General features: G+C 55.4%; 11 protein-coding genes. 3 read left to right on the top strand and 8 right to left on the bottom strand.

Annotated features, from left to right (window positions below; translation table 11 throughout):
- Window positions 1-10: 10 nt before the first annotated feature.
- Window positions 11-2,806, top strand: a complete 2,796-nt coding sequence (locus tag VFO10_RS04075; RefSeq protein ID WP_325137399.1) for a response regulator — start codon at window positions 11-13, stop codon at window positions 2,804-2,806.
- On the opposite strand, the gene VFO10_RS04070 is transcribed toward VFO10_RS04075, so the two are convergent.
- The 3 genes from VFO10_RS04070 to VFO10_RS04060 form a co-directional block, all read right to left on the bottom strand.
- Window positions 2,803-4,143: a tetratricopeptide repeat protein gene (locus VFO10_RS04070; RefSeq protein WP_325137398.1), complete on the bottom strand. Its 1,341-nt coding sequence runs from the start codon at window positions 4,141-4,143 to the stop codon at window positions 2,803-2,805. The genes VFO10_RS04075 and VFO10_RS04070 overlap by 4 nt on opposite strands.
- Window positions 4,144-4,193: 50 nt before the next feature.
- Window positions 4,194-6,611: a protein kinase domain-containing protein gene (locus VFO10_RS04065; protein ID WP_325137397.1), complete on the bottom strand. Its 2,418-nt coding sequence runs from the start codon at window positions 6,609-6,611 to the stop codon at window positions 4,194-4,196.
- 240 nt (window positions 6,612-6,851) lie between these two features.
- Window positions 6,852-9,098, bottom strand: coding sequence for a S9 family peptidase (locus VFO10_RS04060; protein ID WP_325137396.1), 2,247 nt, complete (start codon window positions 9,096-9,098; stop codon window positions 6,852-6,854).
- A gap of 127 nt (window positions 9,099-9,225) precedes the next feature.
- On the opposite strand from VFO10_RS04060, the gene VFO10_RS04055 reads away from it, so the two are divergent.
- Window positions 9,226-10,725, top strand: a complete 1,500-nt coding sequence (locus tag VFO10_RS04055; RefSeq protein ID WP_325137395.1) for a M57 family metalloprotease — start codon at window positions 9,226-9,228, stop codon at window positions 10,723-10,725.
- Here VFO10_RS04055 and VFO10_RS04050 read toward each other — a convergent pair.
- Together VFO10_RS04050 and VFO10_RS04045 are read right to left on the bottom strand one after the other, a co-directional pair.
- Window positions 10,722-11,123 carry a DUF2752 domain-containing protein gene (locus VFO10_RS04050; protein WP_325137394.1) on the bottom strand — a complete coding sequence of 134 codons (402 nt, stop codon included), beginning with the start codon at window positions 11,121-11,123 and terminating at the stop codon, window positions 10,722-10,724. The two genes, VFO10_RS04055 and VFO10_RS04050, sit on opposite strands and share 4 nt — an antisense overlap.
- Window positions 11,113-11,505, bottom strand: a complete 393-nt coding sequence (locus VFO10_RS04045) for a DUF4234 domain-containing protein (RefSeq protein ID WP_325137393.1) — start codon at window positions 11,503-11,505, stop codon at window positions 11,113-11,115. The genes VFO10_RS04050 and VFO10_RS04045 overlap by 11 nt, the downstream gene beginning before the upstream one ends.
- A 142-nt stretch (window positions 11,506-11,647) precedes the next feature.
- Between VFO10_RS04045 and VFO10_RS04040 the strand changes: the two genes are divergently transcribed.
- A complete protein-coding gene (locus VFO10_RS04040; RefSeq protein WP_325137392.1) occupies window positions 11,648-13,609 on the top strand; it encodes a DUF2779 domain-containing protein in 1,962 nt (653 codons plus the stop codon).
- Here the strand turns inward: VFO10_RS04040 and VFO10_RS04035 are convergent.
- From VFO10_RS04035 to VFO10_RS04025, 3 genes are read right to left on the bottom strand one after another with little or no spacing between them, the layout of a single operon-like run.
- Entirely contained in the window at window positions 13,579-15,021 is a 1,443-nt protein-coding gene (locus VFO10_RS04035) for an HAD-IG family 5'-nucleotidase (RefSeq protein ID WP_325137391.1), read from the bottom strand. The genes VFO10_RS04040 and VFO10_RS04035 overlap by 31 nt on opposite strands.
- 21 nt (window positions 15,022-15,042) lie before the next feature.
- On the bottom strand, window positions 15,043-15,642 hold the full coding sequence (locus tag VFO10_RS04030) for a PilZ domain-containing protein (protein ID WP_325137390.1): 600 nt from the start codon (window positions 15,640-15,642) through the stop codon (window positions 15,043-15,045).
- Window positions 15,642-17,255 carry a tetratricopeptide repeat protein gene (locus tag VFO10_RS04025; RefSeq protein ID WP_325137389.1) on the bottom strand — a complete coding sequence of 538 codons (1,614 nt, stop codon included), beginning with the start codon at window positions 17,253-17,255 and terminating at the stop codon, window positions 15,642-15,644. The genes VFO10_RS04030 and VFO10_RS04025 overlap by 1 nt, the downstream gene beginning before the upstream one ends.
- Window positions 17,256-17,280 lie beyond the last annotated feature (25 nt).

Genomic DNA, 17,280 nt, shown 5'->3' with positions numbered 1-17,280 from the left:
GGGAGTCTGTATGGATTCGGCAGCGGCTCAGACGCAGCCAACAGTGAATATTTTGTTGGTCGATGACAAGCCGAGCAATTTGATTGCCCTCGAATCTTTTCTTTGCATGCCGGACTATAACCTTGTCATGGCAACGTCGGGGCTTGAGGCTCTGGAAAAATTGAAGAGCGCAGAATTCGCCGTCATCCTCGCGGATGTGATGATGCCGGGCATGGATGGTTTCGAGCTGGCGACTCGAATCAAAAAATCGGATAGCCTGCGCGAGATTCCCATTATTTTCCTGACAGCCATGGAAGCCGATGTCGCGGATATCTTCCGTGGTTATGATGTCGGCGCCGTGGATTATCTGCAAAAGCCTTTGGCTCCGGAAGTGGTGAAGGCGAAGGTCGCTGTGTTCGTGCAGCTCTTCCGCCAAAAGCTTCTGATCCGCAGCCAGGTCGCGGAGCTTCTGGAAAGCGAAAGGCGCGAAAAAGAATATCGCATCGCAGAACTGAAGCAGCAGGCGGCCATCCAATCGCAGCAGATCCGTGAAGCCCTTTTGGAAAACGCCTATAAAAAGCGTATCGAAAAGATGCAGCGCATCCAGCTGGATGTGACCCGCATCCTGGCGGAATCCAATGGCATCGTCGAGGCGATGCCGCGCCTCCTGGAAATCGTCGGCCGCGGTCTGGAATGGAGCTGGTCGGCGATCTGGTCGATTGATGGCGACCCCCAGCTTATGCAGGTCCATCATATCTGGCACGATCAGTCCCCAGCCATGCATGAACTCGCGGAACACACCCAGGGCGTGAAGCTGGAAAAAGGTGAAGACGGAGTAGGAATCGCCTGGGAAAAAGCCTGTCCCATGTGGATAAGGGAAGGTTCCCAGCATCTGCAGCGCGGCCGCGTGTTCAGCGATAAGCAGGAGAGGGGCATCGTCGCGCTTCCCATTTGGGAAGGCGATCAGCTCGTCGGCGTCGTGGAATTCATTGATGCCTCGATCGGCAGCGAGGACGGCCTTGTCCTTTCCGCGCTGGTGGATATCGGATCACGCGTCGGCCTTTTCATTCAGCGCAAGAAAGCGGAGCAGACCCTGAAGGAAAGCGAAGAGCGTTTCCGCCTGCTCGTGGCGGGAGTGAAGGATCACGCGATCTATATGCTGGATCAGAAGGGGAATGTGCGGACCTGGAATGATGGGGCGCGTCGCATCAAAGGTTACGACAGCGTGGAAATCATCGGCCAGAGCCACTCGGTTTTTTATACGGCGCAGGCCATCGAGCAGGGCATTCCCGAACTGGGTCTTTACAAGGCCATCGAAGACGGCAAATTTGAAGAGGAAGCTCTGCGCGTTCGTCGCGATGGTTCCATGTTCTGGGCCAACTCGGTGATCACGGCCCTTTGGGACTCTTCGGATCAATTGCGGGGCTTTGCCATCGTCACCCGCGATATCACCGATCGCAAGACGGCCGATGAAACCCTGCAGCGTGCTTACGAGATCCTCGATATTCGCGTGAAGGAACGAACGGCGGAACTGGAGCAGGCCAACAAAGCTTTGCGGGCCGAGATCAGTGAAAGGGAGCGGATCGAGCGCCTTCTGCGTAAAAAGCAGGAGGAACTCGTCGCGGCCAAGGAATTGGCCGAAGCCGCGAACAAGGCGAAGAGCGCGTTCCTGGCCAACATGAGCCACGAAATCCGCACGCCTCTGGGCGCTGTGATGGGCTTTTCCGAGCTGATGCTGGACGAGAATCAGCCGCTTTCCGAGCGCATGAACTGCGTGGAAGTCATCAAGCGGAACGGTAAACTCCTTTCCAATATCATCAACGATATTTTGGATCTCTCGAAGGTCGAAGCGGGCAAGCTCGATGTCGAGAAAGTGCTGGTGCCTTTGGATGATATCCTGACCGATATCAATATGCTGCTGTCGCTGGAAGCAAGGGAAAAAGGCCTCAGGCTCACGGTCACGACCGAGGGCCAGGTGCCTTCGCATATCACGACCGATCCCCTGCGTCTCCGCCAGGTGCTCTTCAATATCGTGGGCAATGCGATCAAGTTCACCGATCATGGTCTGATTTCGGTGACCATCCGGCAAACGGAAGGCGACAATGGTCGCCAGCGTTTGGCCTTTATCATTCGGGATACCGGTCGCGGGATCAGCAGCATACAGGCGACCCGGCTGTTCGAGCCCTTTGCCCAGGCGGATAGCTCGACCACGCGGCGATTCGGTGGAACTGGACTTGGACTGGTCCTTTCCAAAAAACTCGCCAGTTCCCTGGGCGGGGATGTGGAGCTGACCAGCAGCGTTCCCGGTGTCGGCAGTGAATTCACTGTGACGATAGATCCGGGTGAAACCATGCGCACTGTGGCTCCGATCCGCGCCGGTGCCGAAGTGCGGCCCGAGGAAGTCAGCATCTCTTTGGATCATCTGAAAGTGCTTTTGGTGGAAGATAGTCAGGACAATCAGCTGCTCGTCACGCGCATGCTGAAGATGAGCGGCGTGAAAGTGGAGACGGCCTCGAACGGTCGCGAAGGTGTGCAGAAGGCTCTTGGTGGCGCCTTTGATTGCATCCTCATGGATCTTCAGATGCCCGAGATGGATGGCTATGCCGCGGCGCAGGAACTCAGACGTCAGGGTTATGGCAAACCGATTGTGGCATTGACCGCGCATGCGATGGGCGAGGAGCGGCAGCGCTGCCTTGCGAGCGGTTTCAATTCCCATATCAGCAAGCCTATCAGCCGCAAGGTTTTGATGCAGACTCTGGTGCAGTATGGCAATTCCCTGCGGAAGGATAGGACGGGGCAGCCCACCCCACCCGCGACGACTCATTAAAAATCCCAGTGAACCTGCAGCTCAAGGCCCTGATTCCCGGTGGGCATGAGCTGCATGCTGACCGCGGCGGGCAAAACGTAAGGCCGCATGATGAGTGCATGCACCACGCCGAAGACATAGGTGCCCGCCGCAGCTCCCAAAGCGAGATTCAATCGCTCCTGCTTATCTTTCACGAAAGCCTGCTTGGCCTGTGAGAACGCGAGAAGATCGTCGGGCGTCACGGTGGGATCGACCTGCGCGCGCCGAATCGCGGCCTGCTCATTGTCCTCGGCCTGCTGAATATCCTGATTGGCCTGCACGATGACGGCTCCGGCATAGAGCTGCGTGGTCAGGAACAGCGTTCCCAGGAGATAATCGCCGTTATAGAACTGACCAACGCCGAGCGGCAGAAAGTGCGCGATGCTCACGGGTTCGCGCTCCAGCTCGGCGGGAACATCCGCTGGGGACGAGGCTGCGGCTGTGACCGGAGGGCCTTTTTCTTCCGGCATCTCAAGGCTCTCCTTCTTCGGCTCCGGTCCGGGATCCGCGAGTTTTTTCGCGCTTTCATCCTCATTCGGAAGGACAGGCGGAACCTTTTCCTTTTCTTTCTCTTTCTTTTCCTTTTCCTTGCGCGCCTCAAGCTTGCGGGCTGCGCGTTCCCGATCACGTTCCTTTTCCTTGGCCTTTTCGCGCGCGATTTTCTGCTGTTTGGCTTTGTCCCGCTCGCGCTCTCTTTCCTTTTCCTTCTCCCGCTCCAGGGCCTTGGCATCCACCTTGGGCGGCAGTTTATCCAGAGAGATTTCGTAGACGTTCTCAACGTTCTTATTCACGGCGATCTTCACGCGGCGAGGCCGATAGCCTTTCGCCTGCAGGGTGATCTCGCGCGTCCCTGGGTTCGCATCGAGTGAAGCATTGGCGGGACCCAGGAGGATGCCATCCATCAGGATTTCAGCGTCCTTGATCGGTGTTTTGACCAGAATGCGGGTCTTGGGTTTCGGTGCATTCTTTCTTTCGTTGACGCCGCGCTTGATGTTTTGGAAGAAGGGCAGAACGGATTCATCGAGGGCTTCCTTGGCTTCGATGCTGCAGGCCGAATCGGTGGCCAGACACTGCTCGAAATTTTTCTCGGCCTCGGCCTGGCGGCCCAGGGTATAAAGGCTCAGGCCAATGTATTTATAGATTTTGACTTTCTCAGCCTTGCTCGGCTTCTTTTTCAAGGCGTTCTGCAGGCTCTGCACGGCCTTATCGAATTCGCCCTTGGCGTAATGCTGCAGGCCCTGCTTATAGACAGGCGTTTTTCCACTGGCGGATACGGGAAGAAAGATAATAAGAAGCAGGCTGAGACTGAACGTGAGCATCCGTCTCAGGTTTGACCTTCTCTTTGTAGGACGTGACGGCTCCATGGCTTTCACTTGAAGTCAGCAGTAAACGTCTGAGATCCTTCACTCTCCCTTAATTCAAACACACGACTCACAACTTCCCGTTCAAAGGTTACAACCACCCGATAGGTCCCCGGTCTCAGGTTCAAGATCAGGGACGACTTGGTCATATTCATTTCCTTCCGCCGCCCGCCATCTCTCAGATCTTCAATAACCAGCTGGGCCGGGTTGCGGTTGGACCGAATGTTCAGTTCGACGAGATCCACGGTTTTTAAGAGCGTGACGTTCAGATTCTTTTGCTCACTGGCTTTGATCTGAACCTGCTGTTCATCAATCTTGTAACCCTTGCGCTTCAGGCGCAGGGAATAGGAACCCGGATCCAGGCGTATGCCCTGGCCGGCGATTTCGGGATCATTGGTGGTGCCGTAAGGTTTGCCATCAATGAATATTTCAGCAGCGGGCAGTGCTGAGACGCGCAGTGTTCCCGGTTCGCCTTTTCGGGGCGGCTCGGGCGGCAGTCGATCCGTCACGATCTGCTTTTCGGGAACGGAAGCCAGCACAGGCGGCCTTGTTTCATTGGCAGGCGGCGCCTGAGGCGTGGGATCCGGTGTCGGATCCGGTTCCTTCCTGGGTTTGCTCGTCTCAGGTGGTGGCGTTTGAATGGCCAGACGACTCGGACGACTGGAGGCATTCAGGACTTTATTGGTGGTCACCACCGGACGACCCGTTTTGAAAGTCGCGGTTTCCTTCTCGCTGACGACCGGCGGCTTATTATGATCGATCACCACCGTCTGACTTTCCACGGCCGGAATCGTGGGCATTTCCACAGGAGCCGGCTCGGCTTTGCCGGGACGCGGCGCTGCAGGTTCGGTCCGGGGCGCTGTCGGTTTTTTCTGTTTGGACGGATCAATCTGCTGAGCAACCCTGGAGCTGTCGCGCTTCACCTGATTCATGAGCTTATCGCCGCCGAAGATGAAGACGAGGACGATGGCCGCGATCAGTCCAAACATCACATAGGTGCTGGTGCTGGACTTTCTGCGTTTGTCGATGCCGCCGACTTCGCGAATGATCACCTTCTGCGCCGGAGTCCGCGCGCGTGAGGACTGTGAATGAGGCGCGTGTTGCGAATGCTGCGACTGAGGAGGCACGGTCGCAGATGGCCGCATCGAGGATTGCGGATGCTGCGTGTGTGACGACGGCTGTCGTGGCTGCGGAGCCTGGGGCGAAGGCTGCTGCGGCAGGAGCTGCGTGGGCAAATCGCCCATGGTTCCGGGACGATGATTCGTATGCTTCTGCTGCGGGGCATGCCCGCGCGTTCCGGTGTTGCCATGATTGCCATCCGCAGGGCGCGCATTGCGCGGCGGTGTCGTGGCTCCGCGTGAAGGCTTCGGCTGGCTCAGGGCCTTGGTTTCCGCCATGGGATCGACGGCATCACGTTTGATGGACGTGTGCTGACTGCGCGAGCTATAGGGCTTGCTCTGATCGAGTATATTTTTGTGCGATTCAATCTTCGGAACCGTGGTCTTCGGCATTTTGAGTTTGGCCAGGCGTTCGTCGAAGGCCAGGCGATTATGCGTATACTGCTCCAGTTCCTTGGAGCTTTCGCCAAAACCAAAACCCTGAAGGAAGTGATCCAAGGCGCCGGCCATTTCCAGGATGTCCTGGAAGCGTTCCTCTTTCGCGCTCTTCATGCCTTTATTGATGATCTCATTGATCACGAAAGGCAGCTCGGGGGCCAGAAGGTTCGCTGCGGTATAGCGCCCCACCATGATCTTATTGATGACTTCCGCCGTCGTCTGACCTGAATAGGGAAGAACGCCCGTGACGATTTCATAAAAGAGGACGGACAGGCTATAGATATCCGCCCGGACGTCCACATCACTGCCGCGAATCTGCTCGGGCGACATGTAACTCGGAGAGCCCATGAAAGTCCCGGTCTGCGTGGCTTTCGCGCGATGCACCTTGGCGATGCCGAAATCCATGAGCTTCACCTGCCCCGTATCGAGCAGCATGATGTTTTCCGGTTTGATATCGCGATGCACGATATTCAGTTTATGGGCTTCATGCAAAGCGCGGCAGACTTCACGCGCGATCAGGATCGCAACGATGGGATGCAGTCGATTCTTGGGATAACGCTTCACATATTCGGCAAGGTCCACCCCATAGAGGATCTCAGAGACCATCCAGAGCTGTTCCGAGTCGAGTCCCGAGAAATCATAGACTTTAATGATGTTCGGATGATCCAGATTCGAAACCGTTTTCGCTTCGAGAAGGAAGCGTTCGCGGATATCGGGGTTTCGAGCCAGATGCTGATGCAGAATTTTTACGGCCACCCGCCGATCGAGTTTTTCATCAAGCGCCGCATACACGGAGGCCATGCCCCCTTCTCCGATGAGGCCTTTGATTCGATAGCGATTGCCGATCAGCTGTTTCTGCATCCGGGCCATGTCTCTGTGCTTGCAGGGAAAATTTTCCCAGCCTGGTTTTCGCGAGTGGGCGCTCGTTTCCGGTCCTCGTATCGGTCCGAAAAGCCCGTCCCTTAAGTAAGGGTCTGGGAGTTTTGGCTGTCAAAATGCGGCCTTGAATCATTCTTGCGGGGCAGAGAGTCGGTAAGATGTTGATATGTAAGTGTTTTTAAGCGAAGGCGGGAAAATCCGGCCGCATGTTCGGCCGGAAAGATTCAGGATTTAAGGAGTGGAATTGAGATGCTGACGGAAAAAGTTGAGGGTGCGATCGAAGCGTCGCGCATCCAATTCCGCATCGGTCACCATATGGGTCTGGCCCATCAGGGGCAGGAACTCATAAGGCCAGGCCGCTCGCTCCAGAGCGTCGATCAATTTCATGGAATTGAAAAAGAAGACGTTATCATCGGCCGTTCCATGAATCACGAGGAGCGGCTTCGGGGTTTTGCTGCGTTTTTCAGGCTGCAGCAGCGTGAGGATGGAACTCGATTGATAGGCTTCCTGGTCTTTTTCAGGAAGACCGAGATAACGTTCGGTATAAGCCGTATCATAGTCCACCCAATCCACAGGCGGCGCTCCGGCCACACCGGCTTTATAAACATCCGGCCGCGCGAGCACCGCGTAGGCTGCGAAATATCCACCATAGGACCAGCCGTAAACGCCGATGCGATTCGCATCGAGCTCGGGATATTTTGCGCAGAGGAGTTTCAGAGTCTCGGCATGATCGTTCACAGGCAACGAGCCGAATTTTTTAAAGATGGCCCGCTCCCAGTCGCGACCGCGATCCGGTGTGCCGGCGGTATCCATACGCACCACCACAGCCTGCAGCGCATCGGCCAGCACCTGGTCTTCAAGGTAGGCCCGACCCGAGGCGCGGACCTGGAGGGAACTGGGGCCGCCATAGGCATGTTCCACCACCGGATATTTTTTCTTCGGATTGAAATTGCTGGGACGCACGATGACAGTCCGAATCTCCTGGGGACCTATGCGGACGATGGTGGCATTGGCTTTCATCACGGGTTCGGCAGCGGCCGAGGGAATCACCTGCTCCTTGTCATCCGTCCAGCTGCGCAGCGCGGTGCGATCCGCTCCGTCCAGAGTCGTGACGCGTGCCGCGAAAAGCTGATCATTGAAACTGCTGGAAACGCCGACGCTGCCATTGTCCTGGGCTAGAACCGTGCGGGTCGTGCCATCGGCAATCTGTGAAGCATAGACGGCCGAGGCGATGCTGTCGGTGGCGCCTTCATAGTAAACGGTCTTGCCATCCTTCGAGGCACCCAGCACACTGCGGACCTGAATGTTGGCCGGACTCACATTGCGAATGAATTGACCCTTGCCATCATGCAGATTCAAACGCTTGGGTCCCGAGCTTTCCGAGGTCCACAAAAAGCCTTGATTGTCAGGCAACCAGAGCGGAACAGAGCGATCTATATCCACCCAGGCCGCATCGGTTTCCTTGATAAGCGTTTCGGTGCGCCCGGTTTTGGGATCCGCGGTTACAAGGCGCGCTTCATTCTGCAGGCGATTCAGAAGAAGGAAACTGGGTTTGCCATGCTTGCTCCATTGCACGGGCCCGACATATTCAAAGGGCTCTTTGCCGAAATCAATCCACGTGACCCTGCCGCCTTTGGCGGAAACGAAACCAAAGCGGAAGGTGGCATTGGCCTTGCCCGGACGCGGATAATAAGGTCTTTGCGGTTCGGCATCAGGACGGAAGGGATCGGCGATGGACAGGCGCTCGACATGCCTTTGATCCACGGCCTGCATCAAAAGAGTTTGACTGTCGGGTGACCACCAGAAGCCATCCTTCCGATTCAATTCCTCCTGCGCGATGAATTCGGCAACGCCAAAACTTTTTTCCTCGGTGCCGCCTTGCGTCACAGCCACAGCAGGACCCCCGCTCACAGGCGCCACATAAAGATTGCTGGCGCGAACGAAGGCCACCTGCTTATGATCCGGCGAGATTTTAGGGCCGAAAGCAGGGCCTTTGCCTGCACCGATCTCGCGGGATTTTTGCGTCGTGCGATCATAAAGGAAGAGTTTGCCTTTGACCGGCGTCAGTATCCAATCGCCTTTGGGATGATTGTCATAAAAACTGATGCCGCCGGTCAGAAGACGCAGGCGTTCGCGCAGCGCTTTCTCTTCGGCGGACACAGGCCCTTCGCCCGCACCCAACATCTCAGCATCCAAAACCTTGGTTTCGACGCCGGTGATGCGATTGAATTCATAAACCGCGGCCGCGGTCGAAGGGGGTATCGCTTTTTGATAAAGGACGCGTTCGCCCCCATCCAGAATACGTACGTTAAAGGGCGCACCGAGTCGGAAAGACCGTGTGCTGCGGAGCTGCTGCTGAAGGTCCTGCCAGCTGCTGTCGGCCGCTGTCGGCCCGGGTTCAGCGACCGCGAAACCTGGTCCAAGGAGACTACCCAAAAGAGCCAGGCGCCAGAATCGGGGATAAGGAAGTGGGCTCATGCTGTCCTGCTTCATTGCGAGGGATATTGATTATGATATAGGATCCAGACGCCATAGTTAGCATGGGTTGCAGGAATTGCAAAGCAGGCTTTTCGCAGGCAACCATTCACTGTCATAAGGATTGGTCATGAAGCATCTCCTCGTTTTGCTATGTTTTGCCGGCCTGGCCAGTTCGTGTGATGGACGCCTTGCTCCATCGACGACTCAGGGCACGATCAGCGATGGTCTCAGCTACCGCTGGCCGAGTCCTTTCATTCCCGTCTGCTGGGAAAATCCCACGGAAGCCACGGCTGCGGCTCAAAAAGCGGCCCAGGACATCGTGGTCAAGGAGTACGCGAGGGCCGGCATTCATTTTACCGGCTGGGAAACCTGCACTGCGGAAAGCAAAGGCATTCGCGTCTTTCAAGCCGATACCGATGTGCGGCAGGTGCTCGCGTTTGGTGCAAGGCTGGATGGTGTTCCGAATGGCCTGCAGCTGAATCTGAGTTTTCAAGACACCTCATTCTATGGCTGCACGGGGGACGATATCATCCGCTGCGTGGAAGAGGATGCGCTGCATGAGTTTGGTCATGCTCTGGGTTTAAGGCACGAGCAAAGCCGCATCGATTCGTTCTGCGCCCAGGATCAGTCCGCCGGTCTTGGTGAGGCAGGAGCCTTGCCCATCACGCCTTATGACAAGGATTCCGTGATGAATTACTGTGCCAACGATCTGCAGATTCTTCTGAGCAAGGAAAGGCCCGAGCTGAGCTTTTGGGATGTGCTGGCCCTTCGCGTTTACTACGCCGTCGATGTTTCCCTTGGGAAAAAAGCCTGTGAACGGGACGGCCATCAGTGGCGCGAGGATGATCTGGCGTCCTGCTGCGAGATTCAGCATGATCAGCTGAAAGCTTTTGATTCGCGTCCCTATCATTACTGCGAGAAGGATTATTCGATGCGTCTGGATACCCTGAGCGATGAGCTGCTCAAGGATTATCTGGGCGCGGACTATGAAGTCATGAAGTCCGCTTCATCGGACGATACGGGCGGACCTTGGCTGAATCTGGAACTCGCCTGCCGCTATGAAAATTTCCGCAGCTTCGGCTGGGAATTTTACCTGGACGGGGATCAGCTGCGCGAATTCGTCACGAACAAAACGTTTCCGATTGAAATGAAGCCGGCCTCCAACCTTGTCTGCGATGGTATCAGCATTGAAAATCCTGCGGCGCGCGGAGAATACCTGAAAACCAGCTTCACCTTGAAGCCTTCCTATCAGGAGACGAATTCCATCGAGGGAAGCTACGAGCGAAGTCGCCGTCCGGCCTGGGTGCTCTTTCAGAATAAAACCGTGCTCGTCGAACTGCCAACGCTCGACTTTCAGCCGCTGAGCCTTGTCCTCACCTGCAATCGCAACAATTATATCGGCTACTATCAGGAGGAAGGCGAGAAAGGACCTGTCATACGTTTTGATATCCCCTATAACGCGAGCTATGGTCCCGCCACGCATCTTCACTGCAGCCGTTTGGAAGCCTTTGATACCGAGATTCCACGCGACGCGGCCCAGTCCTATCGTTTTAAAAAGCATTTTGGACGCGTGAAACTGGATGCGAAGGATGAACGTTTCCGCGTGGAACTGAACAGGGTTTTTTAGACTGGCGCGCGCCAGCAAAAGCCCCAGATCGTGTAAAACGCGATCACAGCCCAAATCACCGGCCGGTTACGGATGAACGTTTGTCCGAACCGCCGGACTCTTTCCCACCCACGCGACCAGAACATCCAGCATAAAAGCAGAGCCTGGCTTCCCCAGAAGAGTGGCAAACCCAGAGGATGGTAACGGAAGGATTCCTGTCCGTGGCCCAGCGCGGCGGCGACCAGGGACCGACCGAGACCGCAGGTGGGGCATTGGATATCGAAAAAAAAGCTGAGGGGGCAGCGCAAGGGAACCAAAGAGGCCCAGCCCTGCGTGGATAAAGGGACATCGTGGACCGAGACGATGCCGATCCAGAAGAGCAGGAGGCCGCTGCCCGCGAGCACACGCTTAGAGTTCATGGCTGCCGAAGTAGCTGTTGATCTCCGCCTGCTGCAGAGCATCGGCGATAATGCTGAGCGCAAAAATGGAGAGGAGCAGATGCACGACCGGGCTGATGTCCGACGGCCCCTTGCCCATGGCCAGCGAAATATCCTGACTCAAGCGGAATTCATGATAGATGTGCCAGAGACCGCAGGTGATGAGAGTCAGTCCCGCCCAGATCCAAAATTTATACTTCTCTTTATTGATCATGAAGTTCACGGCCCGCATCTGCCGCGCCTGAACCCAAATATTCCATAGGCCGCAGGTGATGAGAGTGAGAATGATGTCTGTGGCCACACTGCGAACATACTCCGGTGCGGCCGTTCTTTTTTCGATTTCGCTGCGTTGATGCACGAGCACGTATTCACCTTCCTTCCCAAAATGGACAAAGGCCCAAATCGGGGCCCAGTAGGCATTCTATGCCCACCCTTAGGGCCCGTCAATAGCGCAGTGCTACACTGAAAAAAGAATCGTTCTCACCTTTTTATATGTGGCTCCGCGCATGACCAAGCAGCGTTATTTCACGAAGTCCTTGCATAAAAAAGCCCTGGAATGTCCCACCAAACTTTATTATCACGCCCAGCCCGATGTGTATGAAAACCGGAGCCTGGATGACCCCTTTTTGCGGGCGCTGGCCTATGGCGGATTTCAGGTCGGAGAGCTGGCGCGCATCTATTTCCCTGGTGGAATTGAAGTGGAATCCCTGTCGCCGGATGCGGCCGTGGCGGAAACCGAAAAGCACCTGGAGAAGGATGAGGTGACGCTTTTTGAAGCGGCTGTTCGCAGCGGACCCTTTTTGATTCGCGCGGATGTGTTGGTGAAAAGCGGCTCGACCCTGCGGCTCTATGAAGTGAAAGCGAAGTCGATTCATCCCGATGATGAAGACGACTTTTACGATAAGCGCCTTTTGAAAAAGAATATCTATAAGCTGAAATCGAAGTGGGATTCTTATTTCCAGGATATCGCTTTTCAAACCATGGTTTGTCAAAAGGCCTTTCCTTCATACAAAATCGTTCCGCATTTGATCTTCGCCGATAAAAGCAAACTGACGAGCGTTTCGGGACTCAATCAAAGATTTCTGATCGCTAAAGGCAACGGCCGCAACAAAATCAAGGTCGCTGAGGGAACCTCGCTGGCGAATGTCGGGCAGAAGATACTTTATACCCTATCCATGTCCGAGCATGTGACGAGGCTCCTCGCGGATGCGGACTTTCAAAAGAAAGCAGATGCCTGGGCTGCGGCCTACCGATCGCAAACCAAGCTGGAGGCGGAACTCAGCAAGGCCTGCAGTTCCTGCGAATACAGGAGCGATGGCAGCAAGGGGCTCAAGAGCGGCTTTCATGAATGCTGGAAGGCCCGCCTGAAAAAAGACCCGGAGCCGGGACGCCTTGTTATAGATCTTTGGAACTATCGCGATGCTGATCGGCTGATCGCCGAAGGACGCCTTTGGCTTCATGAGATCACCGAGGAGGATCTGAAGATCGACGGCGACGATCAGGGACTTACGACCGGGCAAAGGCAGTGGCTGCAGGTGGAAGGTCAAGCCTTTGCGGATCACGAGTACCTGCGGCAGGCGATGGACGCCTGGAAGTATCCCTTGCATTGCATCGACTTTGAAACCACGGCGGTGGCCATTCCCTTTCATGAAGGGCGCCGGCCTTATGAGCAGATCGCCTTTCAATTTTCGCATCACATCATTCATGAAGACGGCCAGGTGATTCATGCCGGCGAATATCTGCACGCGAAAAAAGGCGAGTTTCCCAACTTCGCATTCGTCCGCGCTTTGAAAAAGGAACTGGAGGGCGACCAGGGCAGCATCTTTCGCTATTCCAATCATGAGAATACGATACTCTGCGCGATTCACGAGCAGCTGCGGGACAGTCAGGAGGCGGACAAGGATGAGCTGATGCAGTTCATCCGCACGATCACCAAATCCGGGGAAAAAATCGCTGATTCCTGGCACGGCGCGCGCTGCATGATCGACCTTCTGGAGATCGTGAAGAAGGCCTATTACAATCCCCTGACCAAGGGTTCCAACAGCATCAAAAAGGTTTTGCCCGCGGTCCTGGAGGATTCCCAGGTCCTGCAGAAAAAATACAGCCAGCCGATCTATGGCGGCGTTATCGCGTCCCGCAATTTCAAAAACCACACCTGGCTGCAGAAGGACGCTGCAGGCCGTCTGCTGGATCCCTATAAGCAGCTGCCGCCGCTGTTCACGGACGTGGATCCCGAGCTTTTGGATACGTTTTTATCGGATGCGGATGAGGTGGCCGACGGTGGTGCGGCGATGATGGCTTTCGCCCGGATGCAGTTCAGTGAAATGAACGATCTGGAGTTTGAAAGTCTGCGCCAGGGTCTCTTGCGCTACTGTGAACTCGATACCCTGGCCATGGTCATGCTCATCGAGCACTTCCAGGAACTTCTGACTCCCGCTTACATGTCATGGGGCATCATATCGCGATAGGAGCGATATTTCTGGCTGCATGAATAAAAGCGCAGGCTGGTCACACGACTGGTGTAAAGGCAGGCGTAGGACTCGACCTGCTTCGCAAAACGGCTCTTCTCCAGGCTCGTCCGCATCAGCTCACCCCAGATGGGATGCAGGGCCTTTTCCCGCGCTTCAATCTGCATTTTGATCTGCTTATGGATTTCCTCAAGCTGCTGCTCTTTTTTAGCGAGCTGCTCGATGTAATCCTTGAGCCTCTGCTGCTGCTTCACTTCCTTCTGCTTATCGCTGCCGACCATCTTCAGACGACGCTGAAGGTTACCGATTTCGGAGCGCAGGGACTGCGCCTCGTCCTGGATTTCCTCTTCGCGATGGATGGTCTCCATGATGCGCTCGAAGTCCGGCTGCAGTTTTTCCTGCTTGCTCAGCTGATCCTCAAGCTCCTGGACGACCAGAAGGGTCCGCCAGTTGAAAAGCTCCTTGGAGCGCTGAATATCGCCGTAGATGTGATCACCGCAGTAAAGGATCTGATCACCCTTCTGCTGGGTCAGCCGTTCAAAGAGGATGGCATTGCCGCCGTGATAGACCTGCTTCGGCAGGAAGCTGCCGCGATGCTGCTTCAGGAGCCCTTCCTTCTCGGTCACCACCTCATAGAAGGGATTGCTGCCGGTGAAGAAATTGGGCTTGCCCGCGCTCACGATGATGTGCTCGAAATAATCGCGCCAGCTCGGGAAGTCGGGATGCAGGCCGTCGAGCAGATAGGTCATGACCGCATTGGTGTACGACCAGTCCGAGTTGGTGATCACGAACAGTTTTTTGCCGCCATCCAGAAGCTTCACCAGGGTTTCCACCAGGTTTTTATCCCGGTCGATATATTTTTCCGGCTCGGCGAGCACGCGGGATTTGATCGAACCATCCTGATGCGAGAGGTCGATCCATTCGCGCAGATCGGAGTAAACCTGCCGATAGCTTTTTTGAATCTGGCCCGGATGCCGCCGCATGTAGTCGACGATCTCGGTGAAGAGCTGCACTTCGCTCTGGGCGAAGAAGGTGTCGACGGTCAGGTAATCGTCAGCCTTGAAGCTCTTGGCGTTGTAGAGTTCGTAGCGTTCCTGCTTATCGAGTTTGCGATGACCGTGGAACGCGACCTTAACATATTTATGGGAATCGACTTTCAGGAGGTTGCCGCGATCGCGATCGACCAAAAGGCCCCGGATCACGAAGTCGGGATCGAACTTGAGCTTCAGGAGTTCCTCGGGATAACCGTTGGCCACGAATTTTTTCACGGTTTCATGGAAGGCGAGGTTTTCAAAATTCTCGCGGTTATAAAGCACGAGGGTATGATCCATATCAAAGCCGATGGACTTGATGGATGCCATATTCAGGGAACGGTTGACGTAAATTTTCTGATGTTTCTTTAGTTTTTGCATGCTGTGTCTTGGCCTTGGCGATCAGGGAGCGTTATCGAACTTGAAACCCACCTGGCAATAGCTCTTGCCCTTCTGATTCAGGAAGGTCTGCTGATAGACGACGTGGCCGTCGACTTCATTGTACACCTTGCCATCCATGATGATTTTCATCTTCTCAAAGCGCTGGCCGGGTGAATAGAGCTTGGACTGCATGGGCGTGCGGATGGACAGCCCGGTGGTGGACATATCGAGGATGGCTTTGCGCAGGACGGTTTCCTGGTCAATGGGATTGACCACTTCCATCACCACGCGCTCGCTCGCATCAAACATGAAACGCTTGGCGCTGCGGCTGTCTTCGATCAGGCGCAAGCCTTCCAGTGGGAAAAGGATATGAACGCCATCGGTCGTGATGCGATCCGAAACGAAGCGGACCGCATGGATCTTCAGAAAATACTGCTGGGATTGCGCCACCGCCGTGATGTGTTCGGGCGGAACGGTATTCGCCAGGACGATCGAGCGGTTTTTGATCACCATGATATGGGTTTGGAAAACGATGTTCACTTCGCTGGCCGAAAAAAATACCGGCGACTTGCGTTGGACGCATTCCTGGATCAATTCTAGCGAAGCTTCATCAATGGACATCAGTAGGCTCCCCTGGAGTCAGCGATACCGCGGAACGGCTCGATGTACGGCCCGGCCTGATTCAGCGTTGGGAAGGCCTGGGTAAACTGGAAGAGCACATCGAACCGGCTTTCATTGTATACCTTCAATGTATCATTTTTGTGGTCGCGGTAGTGACCTATCAAACTGAGAGCCTGCTGCTTGTTATTGATATAGCTGACCGAACCCCCGAAATTTATCGTTTTTTCGAGTCTTTGACAGACGGCCGCGGTCCCAGCGGTCCGGCCGCAGCCGAGACTCTGGATCGTGTCATAGGTATAGTCCTCCTGCGAGTAGGCAGCGCGCCCGCTGAGGTGCAGGAAGGGCCAAGGGCTGACGCGGACGAGGCCGGCGACCCCGCGGCTCGTATAGCTGTAAAAGAAGTCGTTGAAGGCGTACTGATGCTGGAAGAGTTCGGCGGTCAGCTTCATGCCCCAGAGTTTCGGGAAGTTGCTGTTATGCTCCAGCGCTCCACTGACGAAGGGGTCGATGCTCGAACCGAAAAGGCTATAGGTCTTGAAGCTGGAATCGCTTTCGCGCCGATCGAGATACTTTCTGAAGAGGAGATAAAAGCGAGCGCTGTGCTGGGGGTGATAGCTCCATTCCACCCAGGGCGCGAGCAGATTCTCCGTGCCGACATCAAAGGCCTGGCGAATTTCAGGACGTTCAGGCGCCGGAAAATATTCGGAGCCCGAGCGGTAAAACTGCCAGTGACCATAGACACCGAAGAGAAAGTCGCCCGACTGTCCCGATGTTTCGACGAACAACCGATGACGCCGCTCCATCAGATCCGGACGGAAGGGAAAGTACTGCACATCACCTGGATCCTCGGTCCAAACCTTGAGCCGATCACCATCGCTCAACCAATCCTGCTCATAGATGTAACCCACGTAACTTTCGGTGCCGTTGCCTTTGAAAGGCCCGAGCCCGAGTCCGGCATTGGCGACGATCTTAAAAGCTTCCGAAGCGATGCCGGTTTTGACGACAGGCGTTTCGCGTTCGTAACCAGGATTCGAACGCTCGCTGCGCTCGTAGTAATAACCGAGCTGGTAATACCAAAAATGCGGAACCGAGAGGAGCGAGAGCGGATGCTGTTCGAAGAAGCTGGTGCGATAACGCGCATGCTGCGTTCCCGGCACTTCGATTTTACCGGCCACAGCCATGCGATTCAGAATCAAATCCACAGGCGCGCGAAAGCGACCTTGTGGGAAGCGTTTCATATACTCTTCGGCCGCGGCCCGTGCGGCGGTGGTATCGGCATCTTCAAATTCCATCGCGGCGAGTTCGAAGAGCGCATCCTCGGCCAGAGGCTCGTCCAATTTACTGACCCGCGCCAAATAACGTTTGGCGCGCATGCGATCCCCTGTCGCATCGAAACACAGAGCCTGATAATAAAGATTAAAGCCACGCAGGCGATTGGATGGTTTCGAGCGCCGCAAATAATCCAGTGCCTGACGCGCCTGGCCTGTGTGATAGTAGGTGGCTGCGAATCGTGTCCAGGTATCCTGATCTTCCGGATGCTCGCGCAGATAGCTGCGATAGATTTGCAAGGCTTCAACGAAACGTCTTTGGGAAAACTCTTCTTGTGCCTTCACGAGTACGCTAGAATCCTGTTTGCCC

Origin of the sequence: Oligoflexus sp. (genome assembly GCF_035712445.1) — a bacterium.
In the GTDB taxonomy this organism is placed as follows: domain Bacteria; phylum Bdellovibrionota_B; class Oligoflexia; order Oligoflexales; family Oligoflexaceae; genus Oligoflexus.
Note: the sequence above shows the minus strand (reverse complement) of the source record. Positions and strands in the feature narration are given on the sequence as shown.

Coding starts and splice junctions, on each gene's coding strand:
- VFO10_RS04035 (WP_325137391.1), bottom strand. CDS start 15,021: ATGCAAAAACTAAAGAAACATCAGAAAATTTACGTCAACCGTTCCCTG.
- VFO10_RS04040 (WP_325137392.1), top strand. CDS start 11,648: ATGACCAAGCAGCGTTATTTCACGAAGTCCTTGCATAAAAAAGCCCTG.
- VFO10_RS04070 (WP_325137398.1), bottom strand. CDS start 4,143: ATGCTCACGTTCAGTCTCAGCCTGCTTCTTATTATCTTTCTTCCCGTA.
- VFO10_RS04060 (WP_325137396.1), bottom strand. CDS start 9,098: ATGAGCCCACTTCCTTATCCCCGATTCTGGCGCCTGGCTCTTTTGGGT.
- VFO10_RS04030 (WP_325137390.1), bottom strand. CDS start 15,642: ATGTCCATTGATGAAGCTTCGCTAGAATTGATCCAGGAATGCGTCCAA.
- VFO10_RS04065 (WP_325137397.1), bottom strand. CDS start 6,611: ATGGCCCGGATGCAGAAACAGCTGATCGGCAATCGCTATCGAATCAAA.
- VFO10_RS04075 (WP_325137399.1), top strand. CDS start 11: ATGGATTCGGCAGCGGCTCAGACGCAGCCAACAGTGAATATTTTGTTG.
- VFO10_RS04055 (WP_325137395.1), top strand. CDS start 9,226: ATGAAGCATCTCCTCGTTTTGCTATGTTTTGCCGGCCTGGCCAGTTCG.
- VFO10_RS04050 (WP_325137394.1), bottom strand. CDS start 11,123: ATGAACTCTAAGCGTGTGCTCGCGGGCAGCGGCCTCCTGCTCTTCTGG.